The organism is Saccharothrix lopnurensis, assembly GCF_042658445.1.
GTDB lineage: Bacteria > Actinomycetota > Actinomycetes > Mycobacteriales > Pseudonocardiaceae > Actinosynnema > Actinosynnema lopnurensis.
The window spans coordinates 1-24,982 of record NZ_JBHSQO010000032.1 but is presented as its reverse complement, the minus strand read 5'-3'; the positions used below and the strand labels follow the sequence as shown (position 1 = coordinate 24,982).

The 24,982-nt window shown below is 73.3% G+C and carries 23 protein-coding genes and 2 pseudogenes; 14 read left to right on the top strand and 11 right to left on the bottom strand.

Annotated features, from left to right (window positions below; translation table 11 throughout):
• Positions 1-17 precede the first annotated feature (17 nt).
• The 4 genes from ACFP3R_RS25705 to ACFP3R_RS25690 all read right to left on the bottom strand — a co-directional run bounded on the left by ACFP3R_RS25705 (position 18) and on the right by ACFP3R_RS25690 (position 4,317).
• Positions 18-1,415, bottom strand: coding sequence for a pyridoxal phosphate-dependent decarboxylase family protein (locus ACFP3R_RS25705; RefSeq protein WP_380639147.1), 1,398 nt, complete (start codon positions 1,413-1,415; stop codon positions 18-20).
• Positions 1,412-2,677 carry an MFS transporter gene (locus ACFP3R_RS25700; RefSeq protein ID WP_380639144.1) on the bottom strand — a complete coding sequence of 422 codons (1,266 nt, stop codon included), beginning with the start codon at positions 2,675-2,677 and terminating at the stop codon, positions 1,412-1,414. Before ACFP3R_RS25700 ends, ACFP3R_RS25705 begins: the two co-directional genes overlap by 4 nt.
• A gap of 66 nt (positions 2,678-2,743) precedes the next feature.
• A complete protein-coding gene (locus ACFP3R_RS25695; protein WP_380639142.1) occupies positions 2,744-3,913 on the bottom strand; it encodes an RNA polymerase sigma factor in 1,170 nt (389 codons plus the stop codon).
• On the bottom strand, positions 3,910-4,317 hold the full coding sequence (locus ACFP3R_RS25690) for a YciI family protein (RefSeq protein ID WP_380639140.1): 408 nt from the start codon (positions 4,315-4,317) through the stop codon (positions 3,910-3,912). The genes ACFP3R_RS25695 and ACFP3R_RS25690 overlap by 4 nt, the downstream gene beginning before the upstream one ends.
• A 281-nt stretch (positions 4,318-4,598) precedes the next feature.
• Between ACFP3R_RS25690 and ACFP3R_RS25685 the strand changes: the two genes are divergently transcribed.
• The 3 genes from ACFP3R_RS25685 (at position 4,599) to ACFP3R_RS25675 (ending at position 8,720) form a co-directional block, all read left to right on the top strand.
• Positions 4,599-6,407 (top strand): DUF6055 domain-containing protein, encoded by a 1,809-nt coding sequence (locus ACFP3R_RS25685; RefSeq protein WP_380639139.1) that lies wholly within the window; start codon positions 4,599-4,601, stop codon positions 6,405-6,407.
• A 194-nt stretch (positions 6,408-6,601) separates the two neighbouring features.
• Positions 6,602-7,468, top strand: a complete 867-nt coding sequence (locus ACFP3R_RS25680; protein ID WP_380639138.1) for an SDR family oxidoreductase — start codon at positions 6,602-6,604, stop codon at positions 7,466-7,468.
• Between the two features lie 55 nt (positions 7,469-7,523).
• On the top strand, positions 7,524-8,720 hold the full coding sequence (locus ACFP3R_RS25675) for a helix-turn-helix domain-containing protein (protein ID WP_380639136.1): 1,197 nt from the start codon (positions 7,524-7,526) through the stop codon (positions 8,718-8,720).
• Positions 8,721-9,352: 632 nt separating this feature from the next.
• Here the strand turns inward: ACFP3R_RS25675 and ACFP3R_RS25670 are convergent.
• The 5 genes from ACFP3R_RS25670 to ACFP3R_RS25650 are packed head-to-tail and all read right to left on the bottom strand — an operon-like array spanning position 9,353 to position 15,289.
• Positions 9,353-10,741: a cellulose binding domain-containing protein gene (locus tag ACFP3R_RS25670; protein WP_380639134.1), complete on the bottom strand. Its 1,389-nt coding sequence runs from the start codon at positions 10,739-10,741 to the stop codon at positions 9,353-9,355.
• Positions 10,742-10,757: 16 nt separating this feature from the next.
• A complete protein-coding gene (locus ACFP3R_RS25665) occupies positions 10,758-12,254 on the bottom strand; it encodes a beta-N-acetylhexosaminidase (RefSeq protein ID WP_380639132.1) in 1,497 nt (498 codons plus the stop codon).
• Between the two features lie 12 nt (positions 12,255-12,266).
• Entirely contained in the window at positions 12,267-13,088 is an 822-nt protein-coding gene (locus tag ACFP3R_RS25660; protein ID WP_380639129.1) for a carbohydrate ABC transporter permease, read from the bottom strand.
• Positions 13,085-14,035, bottom strand: coding sequence for a carbohydrate ABC transporter permease (locus ACFP3R_RS25655; protein WP_380639127.1), 951 nt, complete (start codon positions 14,033-14,035; stop codon positions 13,085-13,087). Before ACFP3R_RS25655 ends, ACFP3R_RS25660 begins: the two co-directional genes overlap by 4 nt.
• The gene (locus tag ACFP3R_RS25650) at positions 14,036-15,289 is read right to left on the bottom strand and encodes an extracellular solute-binding protein (RefSeq protein WP_380639123.1); all 1,254 of its coding nucleotides are present in this window, start codon (positions 15,287-15,289) and stop codon (positions 14,036-14,038) included.
• A gap of 194 nt (positions 15,290-15,483) precedes the next feature.
• On the opposite strand from ACFP3R_RS25650, the gene ACFP3R_RS25645 reads away from it, so the two are divergent.
• Positions 15,484-16,302 (top strand): GntR family transcriptional regulator, encoded by an 819-nt coding sequence (locus ACFP3R_RS25645; protein ID WP_380639121.1) that lies wholly within the window; start codon positions 15,484-15,486, stop codon positions 16,300-16,302.
• A gap of 104 nt (positions 16,303-16,406) precedes the next feature.
• On the opposite strand, the gene ACFP3R_RS25640 is transcribed toward ACFP3R_RS25645, so the two are convergent.
• A complete protein-coding gene (locus ACFP3R_RS25640; RefSeq protein ID WP_380639119.1) occupies positions 16,407-16,895 on the bottom strand; it encodes a VanZ family protein in 489 nt (162 codons plus the stop codon).
• Positions 16,896-16,938: 43 nt separating this feature from the next.
• Here ACFP3R_RS25640 and ACFP3R_RS25635 point away from each other — a divergent pair, with 43 nt between their 5' ends.
• Positions 16,939-17,403 (top strand): transposase, encoded by a 465-nt coding sequence (locus ACFP3R_RS25635; protein WP_380639117.1) that lies wholly within the window; start codon positions 16,939-16,941, stop codon positions 17,401-17,403.
• Positions 17,404-17,517: 114 nt separating this feature from the next.
• Positions 17,518-17,676 (top strand): hypothetical protein, encoded by a 159-nt coding sequence (locus ACFP3R_RS25630; RefSeq protein ID WP_380639115.1) that lies wholly within the window; start codon positions 17,518-17,520, stop codon positions 17,674-17,676.
• Positions 17,677-17,705: 29 nt separating this feature from the next.
• On the opposite strand, the pseudogene ACFP3R_RS25625 reads toward ACFP3R_RS25630, so the two are convergent.
• A pseudogene (locus ACFP3R_RS25625) lies at positions 17,706-18,233 on the bottom strand (transposase); the annotation flags it as partial.
• Between the two features lie 37 nt (positions 18,234-18,270).
• Between ACFP3R_RS25625 and ACFP3R_RS25620 the strand changes: the two are divergent.
• From ACFP3R_RS25620 to ACFP3R_RS37850, 8 genes and pseudogenes are all read left to right on the top strand, one after another.
• On the top strand, positions 18,271-18,753 hold the full coding sequence (locus ACFP3R_RS25620) for a transposase (RefSeq protein ID WP_380639114.1): 483 nt from the start codon (positions 18,271-18,273) through the stop codon (positions 18,751-18,753).
• Between the two features lie 190 nt (positions 18,754-18,943).
• Positions 18,944-19,132, top strand: coding sequence for a DUF6229 family protein (locus tag ACFP3R_RS25615; protein ID WP_380639112.1), 189 nt, complete (start codon positions 18,944-18,946; stop codon positions 19,130-19,132).
• A gap of 61 nt (positions 19,133-19,193) precedes the next feature.
• Positions 19,194-22,040: a type 2 lanthipeptide synthetase LanM family protein gene (locus ACFP3R_RS25610; RefSeq protein ID WP_380639110.1), complete on the top strand. Its 2,847-nt coding sequence runs from the start codon at positions 19,194-19,196 to the stop codon at positions 22,038-22,040.
• Positions 22,037-22,378: a hypothetical protein gene (locus ACFP3R_RS25605; RefSeq protein ID WP_380639108.1), complete on the top strand. Its 342-nt coding sequence runs from the start codon at positions 22,037-22,039 to the stop codon at positions 22,376-22,378. Before ACFP3R_RS25610 ends, ACFP3R_RS25605 begins: the two co-directional genes overlap by 4 nt.
• A complete protein-coding gene (locus ACFP3R_RS25600) occupies positions 22,375-23,739 on the top strand; it encodes an FAD-binding oxidoreductase (protein ID WP_380639106.1) in 1,365 nt (454 codons plus the stop codon). Before ACFP3R_RS25605 ends, ACFP3R_RS25600 begins: the two co-directional genes overlap by 4 nt.
• A 2-nt stretch (positions 23,740-23,741) precedes the next feature.
• Entirely contained in the window at positions 23,742-24,236 is a 495-nt protein-coding gene (locus tag ACFP3R_RS25595; RefSeq protein ID WP_380639104.1) for a transposase, read from the top strand.
• A complete protein-coding gene (locus tag ACFP3R_RS25590) occupies positions 24,229-24,759 on the top strand; it encodes a DDE-type integrase/transposase/recombinase (protein ID WP_380639102.1) in 531 nt (176 codons plus the stop codon). Before ACFP3R_RS25595 ends, ACFP3R_RS25590 begins: the two co-directional genes overlap by 8 nt.
• Positions 24,756-24,982 (top strand): annotated as a pseudogene (locus ACFP3R_RS37850) (IS30 family transposase); the annotation flags it as partial. The gene ACFP3R_RS25590 and the pseudogene ACFP3R_RS37850, both read left to right, overlap by 4 nt.

Genomic DNA, 24,982 nt, shown 5'->3' with positions numbered 1-24,982 from the left:
AACGGCCCAGCGCCGCCTCAGGAGGAGTACAGCGCGCCCAGGAACTCCACCAGCAGCCGCTCGCGCAGCGCGGGCGACGCCGCCGCCAGCAGCGTGTTCACCACCGCCATGCGCTCCGGCAACCCGTCCCCGCCGCCCATCCCGGCCGCCGCGAGGAGCCCGGCGAACTCGGCGGGGGTCAGCGCGGCGGGGTCGAGCGAGCCGATGAACGCCAGGACCTCCGGCGCCACCTCCACCGGCCCGGCCTCGACCGCCGCCGCCACCGAGGCGCGCAGGTCGTCGAGCAGCTCCCGCTCGTGCCCGGCGTTGGCGGCCGTCACGGTCAGGTGCAGGTTGGCGGGGGAGGGGCCGAAGGCGAACTGCGGCTGCACGTACCAGTTCCGCGCCTTCATCTCGTCGGCCACGGTGAACACGTCGAGGTCGTCCCGGGACGCGGCCACGGCCAGCAGCGTGGCGTCCGGCGAGCCGAGCACCCGGAGCCCGTCGATCCCCTCGACCCCGGCGCGCAGCACCCGCGTGCTCTCCAGCGCCCGCCGCGCCAGCTCCCGGTACCCGTCGTCACCGACGTGCCGCAGGACCGCCCACGCGGCGGCCAGGGGACCACCCGACCGGGTGGACTGCGTGGTGGGGTTCAGCATCGTGTACCCGGGCCAGGCGGCGCTGGCGAAGAACTGCGCCCGGCGCAGGTCGGCGTTGGCGTGCAGCAGGACCGACGTGCCCTTCGGGCAGTACGCGTACTTGTGCAGGTCCACCGAGATGCTGGTGACCCCGGGCACCGAGAGGTCGAACGGCGCCACCCCGTCGGCGTGCGGCAGCACCCACCCGCCGATGCACGCGTCCACGTGGCAGCGCACCCCGCGCGCGGAGGCCGCCGCCGCGATCTCCGCCACCGGGTCGACCACGCCGTGCGCGTAGGACGGCGCGCTGGCCACCACCAGCACGGTGGAGGGGTCGATCGCCGCGGCCACCGCCGCCGGGTCGGCCCGGAACGTCACCGGGTCCACCGGCACCGGCACCGCCCGCACCCCGAAGTAGTGCGCCGCCTTGTGGAACGCCGCGTGCGCGGTCTCGGGCAGCACCACCGACGGCGAGGCGACCCCCGGCCGCGAGTCCCGCGCCGCGACCACCGCCAGCAGGCACGACTCGGTGCCCCCCGAGGTGACCGTGCCGACGGTCTCCGGGGAACCGCCCAGCAGCCGGGCCGCGGTGCGCACCACGTCGTTCTCCAGCCGCAGCAGGCTCGGGAACGCGGTCGGGTCGAGCCCGTTCACCGATGACGCCAGCGCGTGCGCGGACGCCGCCAGCTCGTCGAGCCCCGGCAGCGCGCTGTCGTAGACGTAGGCCAGCGTGCGCCCGCCGTGCGTGGGCAGGTCGCCCGCCCGCAACGCGCGCAGCTCGGCCAGGACGTCGGTCATCGGGGGATCTCCTCACGCAGCAGGGGCAGGGCGACCACCGCCAGCACCGCGGGCACGGCGGTGAAACCGAGCAGCGCGGCGGTCACCGCGCCGGAGCTCTGCACGGCCGAGCCGTCGGTGCTCGCGACGTACCCGCCCAGCGCCAGCACCAGCCCGTACACGCCGGGCCCCAGCGCCAGCCCGAGCGTCTCGCCGGCCGTCCACACGCCGGAGAACAGGCCCGCGCGCGTCGCGCCGGCCCGTTCCTCCTCGGCGGTGATCACGTCCGGCAGCATCGCCAGCGGGAACACCTGCATCCCCGCGTACCCGACGCCGATCACCGCCATCAGGGCGAGCACCACGCCGACCGGCAGCACCGGCGAGGCCAGCAGCCCCACCACGGCCACCGCGAACAGCAGGGACGCCGCGACCAGGCCGAACCGCTTGCCGCGCCGCCGGCCGACCCGCTGCCACAGCGGCATGACCAGCAGCGCGGGCCCGACGAACCCGGCGAACAGCGCCGGCTGCCACGACCGGTCGCCCAGCACCAGCCGGGCGAAGTAGTCGACGCCCGCGAGCATCGTGCCCAGCCCCACGGCCTGCACCACGAACACCGCCAGCAGCGACCGGAACGGCCGCGACCCGCGCACCGCCGCCAGCAGCTCGCGCGGTGACGCGGCCGTCGACACCCGCCGCGCCGCGGGCACCCCGCGCGTGCCGGCCACGACCACCGCGGTGCCCAGCACCATCACCGCCGCGACCGCCGCGCCCATGCCCGGGTAGCCGACGAGGTCGCGCACCGCGGGCGCGCCGGCCCCGCTGAGCAGGATGGCCAGCGCCAGGAACGCCATCCGCCACGCCATCAGCCGGGTGCGCTCGTCGTAGTCGTCGGTGATCTCCGCGGCCATGGCCACGTACGGCACCTGGAAGAACGCGTACGCCGTCGCGCAGGCCAGGAACACCAGCGCCACGTACACCGCCGCGCCGGCCCCGGTGAACGGCCCGGCGAACAGCAGCGCGAACAGCGCCGCCGTGGCCAGCCCGCCGCGCAGCAGGAACGGCCGCCGCACGCCCGCCCGGTCGCTGATCCGGCCCGCCACGGGGTTGAACAGCACGTCCCACGCCTTCGGCGCGAGCACCAGCAGCCCGGCGACCGCGGCGGGCACCGCCAGGCCGTCGGTCAGGTAGGGCAGCAGGAGCAGGCCGGGCACGGTGCCGAACGCGCCGGTGACGAACGACCCGGCCGCGTAACCCGCCCGAACCCCGTGGGGAATTCTCGGCATAGGCGGAAGATCTTCGCATTCGCGGTCGGCCGGCGGCCAGGGACGGTTCGGGCGGTGGCGCCGCGGCTACGGACCGTCAGGGGCGCGGCGGCGGGCGTTGAGCCGGGCCGCCTGGCGCGTCAGGTGGTCGCGCTCGGCGAGGTTGGTCGCCTTGCGGGCCGCCTCCGCGTACAGCCGCGCCGCCCCCGCCGGGTCGCCGGCGCGCTCCCGGAGGTACGCCGACACCGCGGCGTGGCGGGGCAGCGAGGCGTCCAGCCCCGCGAGCGCCGCCAGGCCCGCGCGCGGACCGTCGGCCTCGCCGACGGCCACCGCGCGGTTGAGCCGGACCACCGGGCTGTCGACCAGGAGCAGCAGCTCGTCGTACCACTCGACGACCTGCACCCAGTCGGTCTCCGCCGCGGTGCGCGCGTCGGCGTGGAGCGCCGCGATGGCGGCCTGGGCCTGGAACTCGCCCAGCCGGTCCCGGGCCAGGGCCGCCTGGAGGATCCCGACCCCCTCGGCGATCAACCGGGTGTCCCACAGGCCGCGGTCCTGCTCCGCGAGCGGCACCAAGCCGCCGTCGGGCGAGGTCCGGGCGGCGCGCCGGGCGTGGTGGAGCAGCATGAGGGCGAGCAGCCCCGCCACCTCCGGGTGGTCGATCGCGGCCGCGAGCTGCCGGGTGAGCCGGATGGCCTCCACCGCGAGGTCGACATCGCCGGAGTAGCCCTCGTTGAAGACCAGGTAGAGCACGCGCAGCACGGTGGCCACGTCGCCGGGCCGGTCGAACCGCACGCCGGCGACGGTGCGCTTGGCCCGGCTGATGCGCTGAGCCATGGTCGCCTCGGGCACCAGGTAGGCGCGGGCGATCTGGCGGGTGGTCAGGCCGCCGACGGCGCGCAGCGTGAGCGCGACCGCCGACGACGGCGTGAGCGACGGGTGGGCGCACAGGAAGTACAGCTGGAGCGTGTCGTCCACCGCGGGCACCGGTCCGGGCGCCGGCTCCTCGTCGACCAGGTCCTCCCGCCGGCGGCGGGAGTCCTCCGCCCTGGTCGCGTCGAGGAACCGGCGCCAGGCCACGGCGACCAGCCAGCCCTTCGGTTCGCGCGGGGGGTCGGCGGGCCAGGAGCGGACCGCCTCGACCAGCGCGTCCTGCACGGCGTCCTCGGCCGCCGCGAAGTCGGCTCCGCGGCGGACGAGGACGCCGAGGACGTTCGGCGTGAGGCCCCGGAGCAGGGCCTCGTCCAGGTGCCGGGTCATTCGGTGATGGTGGGCGGCGCGTGCAGGAACGGGCGCAGCTCCAGCCACTCGTGGATCGGCTCGCCACCCGCCCCGGGCGCGGCCGACAGCTCGCCGGCCAGCTGCACGGCGCGCTCGTGGCTGTCGACGTCGATCACCATCCAGCCGGCGATGAGGTCCTTGGTCTCGGGGAACGGGCCGTCGGTGACGGGCGGGCGGCCCTCGCCGTCGTACCGGACGAACGTGCCCTCGGGTGCGAGCGCCTGGCCGTCGACGAACTCGCCGGTCTGCTCCAGCCGGGCGGCGAAGTCGTTCATGTACCGGACGTGGTCCGAGATCTCCTCCGGCGTCCACTGGTCCATCGGCACGTCGTTGACCGCCGCCGGGGCGCCGCGGTAGTGCTTGAGCAGCAGGTACTTGGCCATGGTGCGTCTCCTCCGAGCCTCGCCCGACCCATTGTGGTCGGCGTTCACAGCGGGGACGGAGCCGGTCCCGGGTTCTCGACACCGCCGGCCGAAGTTTTTTCCGGCGGTCGCGTCGAACGCGCGGCACGCGTCGAGTCGAACGGGTCGCGCTGTTCGACAACGCGCTGGTGGGGCTTGCCGAAAACCTTTTCGGAGCCCATCCTGGCCCGACACCCGGATTCCGGTGCGAAGCCGCCGTCATTCGCGCCCACACGCCGTTCGACGAAAGGTGTTGTCGCACGATGACGTACGACCTGCACGGCAGACGACCGTCGGGTGCGCGGGCGGTGGTCGCGGCCCTGACCGTGGGTGTGCTCACCGCGGTGCTCGCGCCGCCCGCCGCCTCCGCCTCCCCTTTCCCGGCCTCCACCTCCGCCGATACCGCCGCCGATGTCGTCGCCGCCGCGAAAACCGTCTACCTCCCGGCCCGGTGGACGCAGACCGGCGAGGTGCCGTGGGCCCCCGAGCGCACGCGCGAGTCCACCAACTTCATCCTGCTGTGGGGTGAGCGGTCCGGGACGAACCCGGTGTCCGCGCCCTCGCCGTACAACTTCGACCCCACCAGCGTCATCACGCAGTTGGAGAACCTGTACTCGTTCTACGTGAACACGATGCGGTTCACCCCGGAGACGGGGCTGCTGGCCCAGCACAAGATCATCGTCATCATCACCCGCACGTGGAACCGCACCGCGCTGGACGCGTGGGCCACGGGCGGCTCGGTGGACGGGCGGGTCGGCATCATCAACGTCGCGCCCGGCGCGGCGCTGCCCGGGTCGTGGGGCCTGGCGCACGAGCTGGGCCACGTGTTCCAGGCGTACACCACCATGGGGCGCCCCGGGTACGGCTTCACCGCCCCGTACGCGGGCACGTTCTGGGAGACCGGCGCCGAGTTCATGGCGATGCAGGCCCTGCCCGCCACCGCGGCGGGCGACCTGACCCGCTGGCTGCGGTCGGAGAACCTGTACTGGAGCTCCAGCCGCCACCACTACGGCAACTGGATGCTCATGCAGTACGTCAAGGACCGCGACGGCCTGGCGATGTTCAACCGGCTGTGGAACGAGGCGCGCGGCGACGAGCACCCGCTGGAGGTCTACCGACGCCTGGCCGGCATCACCCAGGCCGAGCTGAACCGGCGGATCGGCGAGTACGCCACCCGCAACGTCACCTACGACTACGGCAACCGCGCCACCCTGATGCCGTTCATCGACAACGTGTACGGCTCGGGCTTCCTCAAGGCGTACAACGGCGGCCTGGTCGAGCCGGTCGACGCGGCGGCGGGCCACTTCCGGGTGAACACCCGCGCCGCGCCCTCCGACTACGGCTTCAACAAGGTCAAGCTGGTGGCCGCCTCCGACGGCGCGCTGGTGAGGGTCCGGGTGAAGGGGCACGCCGAGACCGGCGCGACCGGCTGGGCGTTCGGCCTGGTCGCGGTGCGCAACGGCGTGCCGCGCTACTCGCCGGTGACGGTCGGGACCGACGGCCAGATCACCTTCCAGCTCCAGTCCGGCGAGCGCGAGGTGTGGCTCGTGGTCACCGGCGCGCCGACCGCCGTGCCGCGCTACGCCTTCCTCGACGGCTACGACAAGGCGCGCCGCTTCCCCTACGAGTTCCGGGTCTCCGGCGCCACCCCGTCCGGTTTCGAACCGGGCCACGTCAAGCCCGCCCCGACCGGCGGCGGCCGCTGGCACGCCAACGGCGGCGGCTGGGTGGCCAACACCGCCACGGTCGCCGCGACCGCGTACGTCGGCCCCAAGGCCGCCGTCCACGGCCGTGCGACGGTCCGGGACAACGCCCGAGTCGAGGGCCTGGGCTGGGTCAACGGCGGTGTGGTCGCCGGCAACGCCGTGGTCAAGGACAACGCCCTGGTCCAGGACGGCGCCAACCTCTCGGGCAACGTCGTGGTGGGCGGTGACGCGGAGTTCGCCATCGCCTGCTCCTCGGGCACCTACCTGGCGTTCAACCCCGATCGGCGCTGCGACGGCCGCGGCGGCGAGGCGGACGTCAACCCCGCTCACGGCACCTTCCCGACCTCGGACCTCGCGCTGAGCTGACCGGTGCGGGCGGGCACCGGCCGACGGGCGGCGGCCGGTGCCCGCGGAGCCGGGCGGCCGGGTGGGCACCGGCCCACCCGGCCTCGGACCCGCCCGCGGGTTCCCTCCCGGCCCGCGTTCTTCCCCGGACTCGCGGCCAGGCCACGTGCGCGACATGATCCGCACGTACCGCACGCCGCCCGGAGGGAACCGCCGTGACCGACCCGCACCACCCCGCCTCCACCCCCGCCGTCGCGGTCACCGGCGCCACCGGCCGCCTCGGCGGGCGCGTCGCGCGCCGCCTGGCCGCCGACGGCGTCCCCCAGCGGCTGCTCGTGCGCGACCCGGCCCGCGCCCCGCGCCTGCCCGGCGCGACCACCGCCGTCGCCCCCTTCCCCGACCGTGACGCGGTGCGCGAGGCCCTGACCGGCGTGGACCGCGTGCTCATGGTCTCGGCCTCGGAGACCGCGGACCGCGTCGACCAGCACCGCGCGTTCGTCGATGCCGCCGCTGAGGCCGGCGTGGGCCACCTCGTCTACATCTCCTTCTGCGGCGCGGCCCCCGACGCGACCTTCACCCTCGCCCGCGACCACCACGCCACCGAGGAGCACATCCGCGCCACCGGCCTGCCGCACACCTTCCTGCGCGACAACCTCTACGCCGACTTCACCTCGGTGCTGGTCGGCGAGGACGGCGCGATCCGGGGCCCGGCGGGGGAGGGGCGGGCGGCCGTGGTGGCGCAGGACGACATCGCCGACGCGGCCACCGCAGTGCTCCTGGCCGCCCCCGACCACGCCGGCGCGACCTACGACCTCACCGGCCCCGAGGCGCTGGGCCTGGACGACATCGCCGGCGTGATCACCGAGGTCACCGGCCGTCCCACGACCTACCGGCCGGAGACCGTGGCGGAGGCGTACCGCTCGCGCGCCTCGTACGGCGCCCCGGACTGGCAACTGGACGCGTGGGTCTCCACCTACACCGCCATCGCCAACGGCGAACTGGCGGACGTCACCGACCACGTCGAACGCCTCACCGGCCACCCGGCCACGTCGTTGGCGGAGGTGCTGCGGAAGGCGGGGTGACCTGTAGTGCCGGGTACCTTGGTGCGAACCCCGTGCCACGGTAGGAGGTGACCCGATGTACGAGGACGACTCGGGGGGCATCGGCCGTCGAGTGCGCGAGATCCGGAACCGGCGCGGACTGACCCTGACCGAGGCAGCCGAACTGGCGGGCATGACCCCCGCGTACCTCAGCATGATCGAACGCGGACTGCGGCCCGTGACGAAGAGGTCCGTGCTCGAAAACCTGGCTCGGGCGTTGCGGGTCTCGCCCGTCGAACTCACGGGGAAGCCGTACGCACTTTCGGGCGCGCCGTCCACTGAAGCGCGCACCGGCATGCCTGCTGTTGAGGACGTACTGACCGGTTGGCAGATCGGCGAGGTCCCGGGTGGGCTCAGTCGGCCCTGGGACGAGATACGCGCCGATGTCAAGCGGCTCAACCTGGTGCTGCGCCCGAAGGCCGAGTACGCGGAGCAGGCGAGCCTCCTGCCTGCGCTCATCCGTGACCTCCTCGCCGCGTCAGCCACGGCCGACCACCGGGAAGACGCACTGGTGGGGTTGATGAGCGCCTACAAGGCGGCCGCCTACCTGGCCCATGACCTCGGCATCGCCGGACTTCCGGTCCTGGCGGCCGAGCGAATGCGCCGTGTCGCCGAGGAGCTGGAAGACCCCGTATGGCTTTCCTACGCGGCCTACCAGCGCGCTCAACTCCTGAGCGGCGCCAATCGTGCCCGTCAGTATGAATTGGCAGTACAGGTGGCGGATGCGGTCGACACTCGCGCGGAGATTCGTGGCCTGGCTCATTTGACGGCCTCGCTCGCTTCGGCTGCCCTGGGGAACAACGAGTCGGCGCAGGAGCACCTGGCGGAAGCCGCGCGATTCGCGGACGTGCTGGACGAAGACGTGAGCCCCTGGATGCAGACGAATTTCGGCAGGACCAACGTCGGAATCTGGAAGGTGTCGATCGGTCTTGAGCTGGACCAAGGTGGTCGCGTCACCGAAATAGCCCGAGGGGTCAACCCGGCAGGTGTTTCCGCTTCCCGTCAGGCTACTTTTTGGATCGACTACGGCCGTAGTTTGCTGGGCGAACGCGGCACTCAGGGGCGCGGTGTGGAAGCACTGCTCGTAGCGGAACGACTGGCGCCGCAGAAGGTGCGGACCGATGTCTTCGCCCGCGAGGCGGTGTCGAACCTCCTCGTCAAGGCTCGCCGGGACGCCGGGGGTCGAGAGTTGCGGGGGCTCGCCCACCGTATGCGAGTAGCCCCGATCGGGTGATCGTCGAGCAGCATTAACACGCTGTTAAAAGCTGAACAGGAGAGCGTCCTACCGTCTGTCGATACGGGTAGGAGTGCTGTTCGCGGCTGTCCTGCCCGTCATGCGACGGAGGATGTAGGCGCAACACCTTGCCGCCGTAGACCTCTGTGCTCCGTGTGTTGACAGGTGAGGCAGGTGGCAATCTCGTGGTCCACCGGCAACGCCGCGCCATGCGCAAACTCCTGTGCCAGGTCTGCGCCGGACCGGCCGATAGCGACGACGACGGCACCCTCTGGCTCATCCCCGACCGCACCCGACCCTGGCCCGGCTGGCCCGAGGGAATGCTCGTCGCCGAACCCCCGATCTGCCTGCCCTGCGCACACACGGCCACCCGCACCTGCCCAGCGTCGCGCCAGGAAGGGCACCTCGTCATCCGCGCCCGCGAACACCCGATCCACGGCGTCGACGGAACCCACTACCGCGAGGGACCGCGCTCCCCGTCCCCGTCACGAGCGAACCAGTCGCCTTCGACGACCCCGCGATCCGCTGGGTCCTGGCCTCGAAACTGGTGCGCACACTCCACCACTGCACAGTCATCACAACCCTCTGACGAGGGTCCCCGACCCGCCCGAGAGCGGGCCGGGGAACGACGACTACGCCGCCGGCACCGTGTCCACGTGGGCCACGCCCGAGGACCGGTAACCCGACACCTTCGACGTCACCTGCGCCGGGCTCAGCACCTGGTCCTTGGCGAAGTACACCCAGTCCACGTGCTGCTGGTACGTCCGGTCACCCGACGAGCCGACCAGCCCACCCGCGATGAACCACAGGTTGAAGTTGATCGACATCGGCGTCTCCGGGTAGTACTTGTCCCCGTGGTCGGCGACCTGCGCCCCGTCCACGAAGTACTTCACCCGGCCACCCGACACCTGGACCACCAGGTCGTGCCAGCCCGCGTAGCTCTGCCGCTGCGCGGTGTGGGTGTTGTCGGCCAGCCACGGGTCGTTGCGGTAGGTCTCCCACGTCGTCTCGTACAGGATGTTCGACGTCTCACCCCACCCGCCGTTGGGCAGGTACTCGAAGTCGATCTCCCCGTAGTCCGGGTCGAGGTCGGAGCGCAGCGGCGTGATGGTGAAGAACGTCTGCACCACGTGGTCGCCGTCGGGGCCGGACACCGGCGCGTCGGAGAACTTCACCCGCGCCGCGTACGTGCCCTCGAAGAACTTCCGCTGGTGGAACAGCTCGGTCTGCCGCGCCGCCGAGCCGTTGTTCCACGACTCCAGCCGCATCGACTGCTGCCCGTCCACGGTCGGGAACGTGATCCGCGTCGGGTCCCACTCGGCACCCGGCACACCCGGACCGCCGCCGCCGGAGCGGACCGTCCAGCCGCGCTGGGAGATGCGCGAATCAGCGGAGTTGGTGTAGGAGAAGTCGTCGAACAGCGCCGGGCCGTTGGGGTTCGGCGGGGTCGACGTGGTGGTCGTGGTGGTCGGCGGCGTGCCGCCCGGCGGGGTGCCGTACAGCAGCGTCCCGCCCCGGTAGACGGCCACCCTCGGCCACGCCGAGTAGCTGCTCGACGCCCGGAACGAGTAGTCGTCCGACTGGGTGATGCGGCCCCAGTCGGACCGGTAGAAGCGCAGCTGGAGGTCACCGGTGTCCGCGCCGGGCGCGAGCGTGCCCGACGTGAAGCCGACCTCCAGGTACCGGTCGGCGACGCCGCCGGTCAGCGTGCCGAACGAGCCGGTCACGATGCCGCAGCCCCGCACCGCCCACGAGCAGGCGAAGCGGTAGCCGATCGACGGGCTGTCGGCGGTGAAGTAGTAGCGGACCTTCAACTCGGCCAGCGGCAGGGACGTGGTGCCGGTGTTGACCAGCTTGAACCAGGGTTCGACCTGGTCGGTCGCCGCCGCGGTGGCGCTGGTGCGGTACTGGGCGGTGACGGCGTCGGCGGCCAGCGCGGCGGGCGCGGTCAGCAGGCCGGTCACCAGGGCGCCCACCGCCGCCGCGGCCGCGCCGGCCACGGCGATCTTCCGTGTGGACAAGGCAGTTCTCCTCGGGTCAGCAGGGTTGAGCAGGGGAGCGGTCTTCGTCCTCCTCCCTGGTCGTCAGCGGTCCGTGGGGCACCGACAGCGCGGCCAGGCGGCCGGCGTGCCCGCGCATCCGGTCGGTGAAGTCGGCCCACGAGGGTCGTCGGGTCCACAGCGCGTCGGCCAGCGCCGCGAGCCGGGGGAACGCCAGTCGTTCCAGGTGCCGCGCGGTGGGCACGTACTCGGTCCACAGCGCGCACTGGGCGCCGAGGACCCCGGTAGGCAGGGGCACGTGGTAGACGTCGTGCGCGGTGACCACCAGGCCGGGCTGTCCGGCGGGCTCGTCCGGGTCGGCCGACTGCGGGTAGTCCAGGTAGGTCGAGCGGTGCGGGGCCATGACCACGTCGTGGCCGCGCTCCAGCGCGCGATAGGCGTCCGCCGCGTCCCGCCACGGCATGACCACCGCGCCGGGGTGCCCGATCGGTTCCCACGACACCGGCCTGCGCCCGCGCGACACCAGGTGCTCGGCGACCTGTCGGAGGAACCAGCCGTGCAGCTCGTGCGGCCCGGCCAGCCCCTCGCGGGCGATCCGCGCCAGCGCGGTCGGGCTGGTCTCCCACTCGGTGGTCGGGCACTCGTCGCCCCCGATGTGCACGTGCGGGTCGGGGAAGACGTCCACCACCTCGTCCAGCACGTCCCGGCAGAACCCCAGGGCGGCGTCGTGCACGCCGAACACCGCGTCGCTGATGCCCCACCGCGTCCACACCGGCAGCCGACGCGCCGGCACGTTGCCCAGGTGCGGGTACGCGGCCAGGGCGGCCCGCGCGTGGCCGGGCATCTCGACCTCCGGCACGACCCGCACCCCGCGCTCAGCGGCGTGGGCGACGAGCCCGGCCAGCTCCGCGCGGGTGTACCAGCCGCCGTGCGGCACGCCGTCGCCGTCGCTGCCCGCGCGCCAGGCCCCGACCTCGGTCAACCGCGGGTGGCCCGGCACGGGCAGCCGCCAGCCCTGGTCGTCGGTGAGGTGCAGGTGCAGCACGTTGAGCTTGTGCAGCGCCATCAGGTCGACGAAGCGGCGCAGCACGGACACCGGCTGGAAGCGCCGGGCCACGTCCAGCATCACCCCGCGCCACGGCAGGCGCGGCGTGTCCCGGACGTCCACGCCGGGCAGCGCCCAGACCACGCCGGGCGCCGGGCGCGGACCGAGGGCCTCGACCGGCAGCAGCTGCCGGATGGTCTGCACGCCGTGCGCCAGCCCCTGCCGGGTCGCCGCCCGCAGCACCACGGCGTGCTCGGTGACGCTCAGCGCGTAGCCCTCGTCGCCGAGGCCCACCAGCCGCTCGTCGAGCGCGATGACCACCCGCCCGTCCTCGTGCGGCGGCAGCGGCAGCCCGGTGGCCGGGCGCAGCGACGCGCGCAGCAGCCGGGCCGCGCCCTCCGCGCCGGGGGTGACGCGGACGGCGGTGTCGGGGGAGAGGGTGAACCCGCCGTGGCGGCGGACCAGCCTGGTCGGACGTGGCACGAGCACCGCGGACCCCCTTCAGCCCTTCACCGCGCCACCGACGATGCCGGTGGTCACGCGTCCCTGGAGGACGAGGAACACCAGCAGCACCGGCAGCATGAACAGGGTGGAGGCGGCCATGGTGGCGCCCCAGTCGGTGCCGAAGGTGTTGTTGAACGACGACAGCCAGACCGGCAGCGTGCGGTCGTCCTGGTCCTTGATGATCAGCACGTTGGCGAAGGCGAACTCGTTCCAGGCGGTGATGAACCCGAACAGCGAGGTCGCCAGCAGGCCCGGGGCGAGCAGCGGGAACACCACCCGCCGGAACGCCTGGGCGCGCGAGCAGCCGTCCACCAGGGCGGCCTCCTCCAGGTCCGCGGGGATCGCGGCGAGGAAGCCGCGCAGGGTGACGATCGTGAACGGCAGCGTGATCATGAAGTAGACGAGCGTGAGCATCCACAGCGTGTCGAGCGTCCCGGTGTCGCGGGCGATGACGTAGACCGGGATGAGCAGCGCCTCCCACGGCGTCATCTGCGCGATGAACACCATCAGGATGAAACCGCGCCTGCCCCGCCACCGCAGGCGCGCCACCGCGAACGCCGCCAGCAGCGCGACCGCGAGCGCCAGCAGCACCGCCCCGCCGGCCACCAGGGCGCTGTTGCGCCAGAACGACCAGAACCCGCGCGCCGCGACCGCCGTGCCGAAGTGCTCGAAGGTCACCGACAGCGGCAGGAACGACGGCGTCGCGGCCTGGATGTCGCGGGTGGGCTTGAAGGCCGTCAGCACCATCCAGTAGACGGGGAACACCGACACCACGAACACGACGATCGCGGCCGCGCCGCGCAGCACCCGCCCGGTCATGACTCGCCCTCCTGCCGGTAGAGCTGCCGGAAGTAGGTCAGCAGCGCGAGCACCAGCAGCAGCACCATGAGCATCGACACCGCCGCGCCCAGGTCGTAGCGCTGCAACGACTGCGCGACCTGGAACGCGTAGACCGGCAGCGTGGTGGTGGCCTGCCCCGGCCCGCCCTGGCTGATGACCCAGATCTGCACGAACGCCTTGACCACCCAGATCACCTCCAGGCAGGTGATCAGGCCGAACATCGCGCGCAGCACGGGCAGGGTGATGGTGGTGAACGACCGCCACGCGCCCGCGCCGTCGATGCGCGCCGCCTCGTACAGCTCGGCCGGGACGGTGACCATCGCCGCGTACAGCGACAGCGCGGCGAACGGGACGGACTGCCACACGATCAGCACCACGAGGATGGCGAAGGTGGCGGGCCCGTCGGCGAACCACGTGTAGTCGCGGAAGCCCTCGAACCCCAGTCGCACCAGCGCCCAGTTCACCACCCCCAGCCGCGACTGGAACAGCCACTGGAACACGGTGGTCGCCGCGATCACCGGGGTGGCCCACACCAGCACCAGCCCGGACATCACCAGCAGCCGCAGGACCCGGCCCAGCCGCACCAGCAGCAGGGCGACCAGCGTGGACAGCACCATGATGAGCACGACGTTGATCGCGGTGAACAGCAGCGTGCGCCGCACCACCGCCCAGAACTCCGGGTCGGACAGCACCCGGCCGTAGTTCGCCAGGCCGACGAACCGGGCGTCGCCGCGCACCAGCTGCGGCAGGCGGAACTCCTGGAGGGAGATCACCACGTTGCGCGCCAACGGGTAGAGCAGGAGGTAGCCGGTGGCCAGCAGCGTCGGCGAGATCAGCAGGTAGGGCCAGAACGAGCGGCGTCGCCGCCGGGGCGCGGGGGAGGGGCGCGGCCGGTGCTCGACCGGCCGCGCCAGCGTGGTCGCCACCTACTCGTCCGAGTTGAGCGCCCGGGTGATCACCCGGTCCGCCTCGGCGGCCGCGGCGCCCGGGTCGGACCCGGTCAGCACCTCGGTGAGGAACTCCTTGATCGGGTTGCGCGCCTCCACCGCCGCCCAGTTCGGCGAGTTGGGCGTGGCGTGCCCGTTGACCGCGGCCGCCGCCATGGCCGCCGCGCCGGGGTCGTCGCCGACGGCCCCGGCCAGGCCGGTCCGGTTGGGCACGTAGTTCATCGCCTTGGCCAGCTCGACCTGCCAGGTCTCGCCGGTCAGCGCCTCGACCACCTCGTAGGCGCCCTCCTGGCGCGGCGAGGCGAGCGGGATGATCAGGTCGGACCCGCCGGTGAACACGGCGCCGGGCGCGGCCGCGGTCTTGCCGGGGATCGGGAAGAAGCCGAGCTTGCCCGCCAGCTCGGGGTTGGCCTGCTCCACCAGCTTCGCCGCGCCGGGCACGGCGATGAACTGCGCGACCTGCCCGGCGGCCACCACGTCGGTCTGCTGCGGCCGGGACTCGTCGGAGTCCTTCGGCCCGTCGCCGAGGGCCTGGAGCCGCCGGTAGAAGTCGGCCCCGGCCAGCGCCTCGGGCGTGTTCAGGGAGCCGGACCACCGGTCGCCCGAGCGGGTGGCCAGGTCGCCGCCCTCGTCCCAGACGAACCCGGCGAGCACGTACCAGTTCTGGCCGGGCAGGTAGATGCCCTGCGCGTCGCCCCGGTCGAGCTGCTCGGTGGCGGCCAGCCACTCGTCGCGGGTCTTCGGCGGCGTCACCCCGGCGGCCTGGAACAGGTCCGTGCGGTAGATGACCACGCGGTTGGCGGCGTAGAAGGGGATGCCGTACTGCCTGCCGTCGACCGCGCCCGGCTCGGCCAGGCCCGAGATCCAGTCCTCGCCCTTCAGCTCGGCCCGGCGGTCGGTCAGGTCGGTGACGCCCCCGCTGGCCGCGTACTGGGCGACCTGGGTGTTGCCGACCTCGATGACGTCGGGCGGGTCGGTGCCCGCCAGCGCGCTGGTGACCTTCTGGGCGATGCCGTTCCACTCCTGGACCTGGATGTCGAGGTCCAGCTCGGGGTGGTCGTCCTCGAACGAGGTCTCGAACCGGCTGACGAAGTCCTCGGTGGCCGAGTCCTTCATGAGCCAGACGGTGATCTGCTGCCGACCGCCGGCGTCACCGGGGTCGTTCCCGCAGGCCGTGGTGGCCGTCAGGGCGAGTCCCAGCGCGAGGACGAGGGCAAGGGGGCGGTGCGGCACGTCTCACCTCTCAGCTGACCAATTGGTAAACCCAGGGTGGAGCGTGTTGAAGATGGCATAGACCAATCTGGCAGTCAACACCCAGCTCACAGCCATGAGAGCGCTCTCGATCTTGAGCAAGTCGCTACTGACCACTGGTCTGCCATACTGGAGCGGCGACGCGGTCGGAGCAGCGTCGGACGAAGCGAGGCGCCATGGCCGAACCGATCCTCAAGCGCGAACGGGTGCGCGACTACCTGCTGGAGCTGATCGAGACGCACCCGCCGGGCGCGCCGATCCCGGCCGAGCGCACCCTGTGCCGCCAGCTGTCGGTGTCCCGCCCCACGCTGCGGTCGGCGGTGGACGAACTGGTCAACACCGGCCTGCTGATCCGCCAGCACGGCCGGGGCACCTTCGTCGCGCCCGCCAAGATCACCCAGGAACTCGTGTCCGGCGACCGGGCCATGACGGTGCCGCAGGCGAGCGGGGTGTGGACCAGCCGGGTGCTGGAGCACGCGCGCATCCCCGCCGGCGCCCGCGTCGGCCGCAGGCTGCGCGTGTCACCGGCCGCGGAGATCGCCTACACCGCGCGCCTGCGCCTGGTCGACGGACAGCCCATGGCGATCGAGTACCTGCACGTCCCGGTGGCCGTCGCACCCGGCCTCACCCCGGAGGACATGGAGTCGGGCAACTTCTACGACCGCCTGGCCGAGCACGGTGTGCGGGTCCGCGACGCGGTGCAGTCCATCGAGCCCACCGTCACCAACGACGCGGAGTCCGAACTGCTCGGCGTCCCGGTCTTCGCCCCGGCGCTGCTGTTCGAGCGCCTGACCAACGACGTGGCGGGCCGCCCGGTGGAGTACGTGCACTCCCTGTACCGGGGCGACCGGTACCGCATCGTCTCCCGCCTGTCCCTGGCCCCCACCGGCGCCGCCGCGCCCGGCGCGCGGGCGGAGCACCACCCCGGCATCCCGCCGGGCGACCTGTCCGCTACCGGGCGGGTCCGCTCGACGACGACCGGGGACGTGCAGTGAGGGTCGGGGCGGGCGCCGATCGCCAGGTGTGAACAGGGCAGGACCCCGTTGTCCGCCGACTGTTCCGTGGACCCCGTGGCCGTGTGGGTCGACCACCGTGACCCTCACGACGGCACCGGACTCGTGCGCCGCGCCAGCCACAACGCACCCCATCCGAGCGCGGCGCCGATCACCGCGCCGAGACCGTTGCTCGTCCAGTCGGTCGTGTCGCAGGACCGGCCGATCGCGGGCACGAGTGCCTGGACGAGTTCGATCGCCCCGGACAGCCCGAGTCCCGCGAGCCCGGCCAACAGGGGTCGCCGGGTCAGCACGGTCAGCAGCAGCGCGGGCGCGACGAACAGCACCAGGTTCGCCATCAGCTCGACCCTGGCCGGTGTCGGGAAAGACCACTGCACCGCGCACAGCTCGTACAGCTCCCGGTCGACCGGGACGAGCGTGGTGACGGCGACCGGGACCAGCGACAGCACGAGCAGCCACGAGGTGAGCCTGCGCCGGGTCGCGAGCCACGAGCCCGCGAACGGGCCCAGCACGACGAGCAGCGCCAGCGCAGCGGGGGACAGCCACTTGTGGTCGAGCAGGGCGTCCGTGATCACCTGACGGATTTTAATCCGACAACGACATGGGACTCGACCCCGGATGTTGGACACCGGACACACTTGGGCCTTGGTGGTTCGGGTGGTCAGGAGTCCCGTTCGGATGGTGGTGGAGCACCACCCGCCGGAGTTCCGGGCCGAGGCGGTCGCGCTCCACCGGTCCCGACCCGGTGTGACGATCAAGTCGGTGGCCCGGGACCTGGGCGTCAACCACGAGACGCTGCGCAACTGGATTCGGCTCGAGGACGCACAACGCGCCGGGGCGCCCGCCGCCACCGCGAGCGCCCCGGCGCGGCCTTGCCGGAGGACGAGAACGCCGCGCTGCGCCGACGACGCCTCCAGCACGTCGTCGCCAGGAAGCGGACACGAAGCACCTCCGGTGGGACGAAAGGAACACCTGCCTACTGGTCGGATGCGGTGGTCATCCGGTTCCGGTGGTCCGCGCGACCAGGAGGAGTGCGGAGTGCGCGATTCGGCACGGCTGATCGGTAGTTGTCAATTCGAATGAGACACGTTGTGTTCACGGGGTCGGCTGCGGTTGCTCGACGGGCTGGTTGATCCAGGCTGTTTCGGGCAGTCGGGGTGGCCGGGGTCGGTGTGCGAAGCGTTGCGGGTGTCGGGCGTGGGCGCGGTCGAGGGCGCCCTGTCGTTGGTCGCGGATCTGATCGGCGGTTCCGAAGTGGACGGACGCGGGGGTGTGCATGCCGATGCCGGAGTGTCGGTGTTCGTGGTTGTGGGCGAGGAAGAATTCCTCGCGGAACGCGCGGGCGTCCTCCAATGAGCCGAACCGGTCGGGCGTGTACTTCAGTGGTAGCCCAGAACGCGGATCTCGCCCAGCAGTGTCGTGGCTCCCACACCGGGCTCATGTTCGCGGCGGGCACGCAGGTGGTCCCGGTACGGGTCGACCATACCGGTCCGGTACTTGGGGACCCGCTGGATGCGCTCGGGTGTGGCCGCGCGGGCGTAGCGCTTGACCGTGTTCATCGCCAGGCCGAGGCGGCGTGAGCAGTCCAGCAGCCCGACCCCGGCCTCGCGCAGGGCATGGATCTGTTGCCGGCGTTGAAGGGTGGTCTCGGCGAGCTTTCCCCGGCGCAGTCCCGTGGCCGAGGCCCAGCACGTGCTGTGGGCCGCGACCTCCCTGCCCGCGGCGTCGCACAGGCCGTGCCACAGATGCCACCGGTCGGCGACCCGCACCGCGTGCGGCAGCGCGTCGCGCACGGCCTGCGCGTAGGCGGTGGAGCCGTCCCGGCACACCACCTCGACCCCCGGATGCGCCCGCAGCCACCTGGCCACCACGTCGGCACCGCGTCCGGGCAGCACGTCGATCCGGGCGCCGGTGGTACCGCTCGATCAAGCCCGGTACCTGCTCACCGTCGTGGTTGACGACGTCCAGGAGTTCGGCATCGGCGAGACCGCCCGCGGTTGTGCGCACGTGGACGCCGACGCGCTGGGCGAGACGCTGGACGACGGCCGGGCGCGCGGGCCGGTGATGCGCGACCATCGGGCCGACAGGGAGGCGGTGCGGGACAGCCCGCACCTGTTCGTCGCCCGCCAAGCGGGCCGGAAGGTGCACGTCATCGCCGACCGGCATCCGGTGCACCGCAGCAAGGCCGCCCGCGCCTCGCTCGAGGCCAACACCGACCGGGTCGAACCGCACCTGATGCCCGGCTACAGCCCCGAACTCAACCCCGACGAACTACTCAACGCCGATCTCAAGCGCAACGTCAACGCCTCACGAGCCCACAACCTCGACCGACTCGCCCACGAGACCCGCCGGTTCCTGCGACGTCGCCGGCGACAGCCACACCTCGTCCGCAGCTACCTCCGCGGCCCGCACGTCCGCTACGCCATCATGTAGGCAACCGAACACTTTCGATTCAATGATTCGGCGCACGGACGAGTGCGGCGCGCCGTTCGGGCCAGTTCCGTCGCACCATCGGCTTTCGCGGCGCTGACCTCGGCAGGTAGCCGGTTCGGTCGATTGCTCCGGGTTCGTGTGGTGGGCACCCTGGTAGGTCCCCAGACGACACGCACCGGAGGAGATGCCCGTGAGCACACTCGAACTGGCCCAGGCCGAGGAGACCATCGCGGGGTGGCTGCGTGGCGACTCCGGGGACAGCCCCGCGGGCCCGCTGTTCACCGGCCACGCCGAGGCCGACATCACCATGACCGGCGGCGAGTTCACCGCCTGGTGCGGGACCATCTGCACCTACTCGATGCAGCACGTGTGCTGCTGACCCGGCACCCTGTGCCACACGCCCTACGGGCGGCCCTCCTGGCGGACGGGACGGCGCCGCGGTGACCGCCGCCGCGAGGACGGAGCACTTCGCGCCCTCGGTGGACGCCTTCCTCGGGCCCTCCGCCGTGGAGTTGGTCGAGCGGCTGCGCGGGCTCGGCGGGCTTGGTTCGGCGGACCGGGCGGCGATCACCGCCGGGGCGCGGGAGGCGCTGCGCATCGTGGTGCTGCGCAAGCTCGCCCGCACCCTGGTGCTGGAGCTGCACGCGGCGAAGCTGACCGGGTCGCTGCGGGCCGCCGACAGCGCGGGCCGATGGGCGGAGTTCGTGGACCGTACGTGCGCGCCGGGCTTCTGGGACTCCCTCGCGGGCCGCTATCCGACCCTGGCGCGGCGCCTGGCCACGGTCACCGGCAACCGGGTCGACGCGGCGGTCGAGTTCGCAGGCCGCTTCGTCGCGGACCGCGCCGCGCTGGCCGTCCTCACCGGCGCCGACCCCGGCTGCCTGCGGTCGGTGGACTTCGGCGCGGGCGACAGCCACCGGGCGGGCCGGACCGTGGTCGTGGTGCGCGCGGAGGGCGGCATCGCCGTCTACAAGCCGCGCCCGCTCGCCGTCGACGCTGCCTTGGCCGCGCTGCTGCGCGCGGTGCTCCCCGCCGAACCCGACCCGATCCGGGTGCCCGCCGTGCTCGACCGCGGCGCGCACGGCTGGGCGGAGCACATCACCCACCGCTACTGCGCCGGTGACGAGGAACTGCGCCGCTTCCACCGCAACCTGGGCCGCTGGCTTGCCGTCATGCGCCTGGTCGGCGGGACCGACCTGCACCAGGACAATCTGGTCGCGGCGGGCCCTGTGCCGGTGGTGATCGACTGCGAGACCCTGTTCAGCCCGACCCAGCCCGCCCGCCCGTCGGGCTACGGCGGGGCCGCCGACGCGGCGCGGGACCTGGTGGCGCGGTCCGTACTCGGCACCGGCCTGCTGCCCGGCCGTGGCGTCGGCCTCGGCTGGCGCGGCGTCGATGCCTCCGGCATCGGGTCGCTGCCGGGCCAGCAACCCGAACCGGAGCTTCCGGTCCTGCTGGGCGCGGGCACCGACACCGCGCGTATCGGCACCGCGAAGGCTCGGCTCGCCCCGTCCGCCAACCACCCCGCGCCGGAACCCGTGTTGCGCGAGCACTGGGCCCTGGTGGTGTCGTCGTTCGAGGAGATGACCGACCGCCTGCGCGACCTGGACGCCGCCGGGGCGCTCGACGCGCCGTTGGACGTGTTCGCCGACGTCCCGGTGCGCGCGGTGCCGCGCGGGACCGAGACCTATGCCGCGCTGGGCCGGATGCTGTGGCACCCGGCGTCCCTGCACGACGAGCCCGCCGCCGCTGCCAAGGCGGGTGACCTGCTCGCCCGGCACGCCGCCAACACCGCGGACGCCCCCGCCGACCCGGTCGTCATCGCCGCCGAGGTGGCCGACCTGCTCGACGGCGACATCCCGTACTTCGGCACCACCCCCGCGCGCGGCGTCCTGGACGGGCCGCGCGGCACCCGCTGGGGCCACGCGGTCGACGTCCTCGCCGAGACCCGCGCGCGGTGGCGGGCCGCCGACCTGGGCACCGACCGGCGCGTTGTCCGGGCGGCGCTGGTGAGCGCCTACCTCAACGAGGCATGGCTGCCCGCAGGCGAACGCCGCCTGCCCACCCGTACCGACCGCACCGACCTGGAACGGCGACGGCGCGCCGTGGTCGCGGGCATCGTGCGGGAGATCGCGGCCACCGCGATCCGCGGCGACGACGGCACCGCCGCCTGGATCGCGCCCACCCTCAACCCGACCGGCTGGGCCGTGCACCCGCTCGGTACCGACCTCTACAGCGGCCTCACCGGCGTCGCCGTCGTGCTCGCCGCACACCGCCGCGAAGTCGCCGCGGGCCGAGCCGACCCCGTCAACGGCGCCGACGGGCTGCTGGCGGCGACACTGGCCAGCCTGCGGCTGGCCGAGTCGCGCGCCGCCGCCGACGCCGCGGTCCAGCCGCTGCGGCGGCCCGACCCGCCCGGCGGCTACATCGGCCTGGCATCGCGGATCACTGGGTGGCTGCTGCTGCGGCGGCTCGGTGCGGTCGGCGACGAGGCCGTTGCCCGCGCCGCCGCGCTGGCCGAGCAGCTCCCGGCCGCCGTCACCGAGGACACCGACCTCGACCTGCTGACCGGCCAGGCGGGCGCGGTCGTACCGCTGCTGCGCCTGGCCGAGCACACCGCCGACGACCGGTGGGTGCGGCTCGCCGCCGAGGTCGGAGACCGGCTGGCCGCCGCCGCGCGGCGCGACGGGCGGGCGCACTGGCCGTCCCGGCTGTTCCCGGACGGCGTCGGCGGCCTGGCCCACGGCTCCACCGGGATCGGCTGGGCGCTCGACCGGCTCGCCGCCGCCACCGGCGACCCCGACCACGCCGCCGTCGCCCGGGAGGCGTTCGCGTTCGAGGAAGCCCTCTACGACCCGGACCGGCGCGGCTGGCTGGACCTGCGCAACCCCGGCGTCGTCGCCGGTGCCTGGTGCCACGGCGCGGGTGGCATCGGCGTCGCCGCACTCGACCTGCAGGGCCGGGACCCGGCGTGGGCGGGCGTCGCAGCCCGCGCCGCCGCGTCGGCGTGGGAGGTCGGCACCGGCTGGAACCACACCCTCTGCCATGGCGACCTCGGCGTGGCAGAGTTGGCAGGGACCACCCCCGAGGTACCCGACCGGACCGCCGCCACGGCCTGGGCGGTGGCCGCCATCGAGGAGCACGGCGTGGTCACCGGGCTGGCCAAGGACGCCTTCAGCCCCGGCCTGCTGCCCGGGGCAGGCGGCATCGCCTACGGCCTGCTGCGCGCGCACCCGGACGCCGAGCTGCCCTCGGTGCTGCTGCCCGACCCGGGCGGGCCGGGGTGAGCGAACCGGAGATGGGCGCGCCGTCCCGGCAGCTCGACCGGGACGCCGCGCGGCTGACCGTCCCGCAGCTCCTGCGCGGGCTGCCCGGGAGCTTGCGGCCGATGGTGACCGCGGCGCGCGAGCACGCGCCGCGGGCGGCGCCGTTGGTGCTGGCGCCACAAGCTCTGTCCGGGACGGCGTTCGCGTTCGGCCCGCTCGCCACGACCGGGGTGCCGCCCGTGCTGCCCCAGGGCCGCGGCGTCGAGCAGGGCACCCACGACGACCCGGTGACCCTGGGCGGGCGCTACGCCGGGATGTACCGGCCGCAAGCCGACCTCCACGCCGAACCCGTCCGGTGAACCCGTTCGCCGCCCTGCCGATGCCGGTGCACCTGCCGGGGAGCACGGGCCACCAGCACGCCCGCAAGGTGTTCATCGGGACGTCCGCCGAGGTGGTGCCCGCCGCTGTCGCGGAGTGCGCCACCGAGGACGACGTGCGCGCCGCCGTGGCGTTCGCCCTCGCCCGCGGGGTGCCGTTCGCCCTACGGGGCGGCGGTCACAGCTTCGCGGAGCTGTCCACATCGGAGGGTTTGGTGATCGACCTCTCCGGGCTCAACCCGATCACCGCTGGCGCGGGGGCGGTGGTGGTCGGCGCGGGGGTGCGGGTGGGGGCGCTGGCCGACGCCCTGGCCCCGCTCGGTCGGCTGGTGCCGGTCGGCTGGTGTCGGTCGGTCGGCGTCGTCGGGGCGGTGCTGGGCGGCGGGTACGGGGTGCTGGGCCGCCACTACGGCCTCGGCGCGGACCACCTTCTCTCTGCCCGGGTGCTGCTCGCCGACGGCCGGACGGTGCGCGCCGCGGCGGACGAGCACCCCGACCTGTTCTGGGCGCTACGCGGCGCGGGCGGCGGGTCGTTCGGCGTCGTCCTGTCCGCCGAGCTGCGGACCCGACCCTCGGTCCCGCTGACGGCGGTCACCGCGACGTGGCCGTTCGAGCGGGCGGTCGACGTCATCGACGCCTGGCAGCGCACCGTCCCCGGCTCCGACCCCCGCGTCAACCTGGAACTGAGCTGTACCGCCCCCGACCGGCTCGACCGCCCGCCGGAGATCACCCTCTTCGGCGTGGCGGTGGGCGGCGCACCCGACCTATCCGCGTTCCCGCCCACCTGGGTGCGAGTCGACCACCTCCCGGCCGAGGCCGCCGCGACCCACTGCGCCTACCCGGGCGACATCGCGACCGGCACCGCCCGCCTGCGCTCCGGCGACCGCGCCGCCCTGCGCCTCTCTCGCGCCGAGTTCATCGCCACCCCGCTCACCCACCCCACCCTCACCGCCCTGCTCGACCACCTTGCACGCGACCGCGACCACGCCGTCTACCGCGACCTGGAGATCACCCCGTGGGGCGGCGCCATCGCCGCACCGTCCGACACCCCCATCGCCCACCGCGACGCGTCGTTCCTGATCAAGGCCAGCGCCCAGACGGGGACTCGCGCCGGCGCCGAACTCCGCGCCCGCGCGAGCGCGTGGGTCGACCGCTCGTGGTCGCTCGTGCACCCGCACGCGGCGGGCCTGGGCTACCCGAACTACCCGGACCCGCACCACCTCCACGACCCCGCCTACTATTACGGACCCCACGTCCCCAGACTGCGCGCGGTCAAAACGGCCTATGACCCGGGCGGGGCGTTCACCTCGGGAATCGGACTGGGGTCATCGCCCGGCGCATAGCCATGGTGACGCCGTGGCCCGCCAAGAGGACTACTTTCCCGGTGCCACCGAGGAAGTACTCGTCTGAGCTGCGGGAACGTGCGGTTCACATGGTCTTTGAGTTACGTGACCAGGGTGAGCGGACGGGCATGATCGCTCGGGTCGCGGACCAGTTCGGGGTGCATGGGGAGGCGTTGCGGACGTGGGTCCGGCAGGCCGAGGTCGATGGCGGGAAACGGCCGGGGACGTCGACGGGTGATGCCCGGCGCATCGCCGAGTTCGAACGGGAGAATCGTGAGCTGCGGCGGGCGAACGAGATCCTGAAGGCGGCGTCGGCGTATTTCGCCCGGGAACTCGACCCCAAACCGCCGAGCTGGTCGGGTTCATCGACACCCACCGCGCACAGTTCGGCGTGGAGCCGATCTGTGCCGTGTTGGAGCTGTCGCCGTCCACGTATTGGGCGGTCAAGAAGCGGGAGTCGGTTCCGTCGGCTCGTGCGGTCCGGGATGAATGGCTGAGAAAGGAGATCCTGCGGGTGTGGCACGGGCCGGGCGTGGCCTGTACGGGGAGCGGAAGGTGTGGGGGCAGCTCAACCGGGAGGGCGTCGGCGTGGCGCGGTGCACGGTCGGGCGGCTGATGCGCGAGCTGGGCATCGCCGGGGTGACCGTGTCCCGCAAGCGGCCCCGCACCACCCTGCCCGGCCGTGATTGTCCCGGTGACCTGCTGGAACGTGACTTCACCGCGGAAGGGCCGAATCTGCGGTGGGTCGCGGACATCACCTACGTCGCGACCGCGGCCGGCTGGGTGTACACCGCGTTCGTCCAGGACCTGTTCTCCCGTCGCATCGTCGGCTGGCAGGTCGCCGACCACCCGGGCGCGAACCTCGCGCTCGACGCTCTGGGAATAGCGGTCTGGGCGCGTGGGGGCAGTGTCGACGGTCTTGTCCGCCATTCCGACAGGGGTGTTCAACCTGGATTCAATCGGTCGTCGCAACACCTTGATCGTGGAGGTGTCGGATGGGGCGGCCGGCAGGGTGGATGACGACTGTGACGGGGCGTCCGGCGATGAGGTCCCCAGGACGGCCTCCGATTCGTCGTGATGTGGAGCGTGAGTTCTGGAATGCGATCGCCGAAGGGGTGTCCACCGAGGACGCGGCTGTCGCGTGCGGCGTGTCGGGGCCGGTGGGTTGGCGGTGGTTCCGGCAGCGTGGTGGCGTGCCCTCGATCAGTCTCGCCCCACCATCTGGCAGGTATCTGTCGTTCGC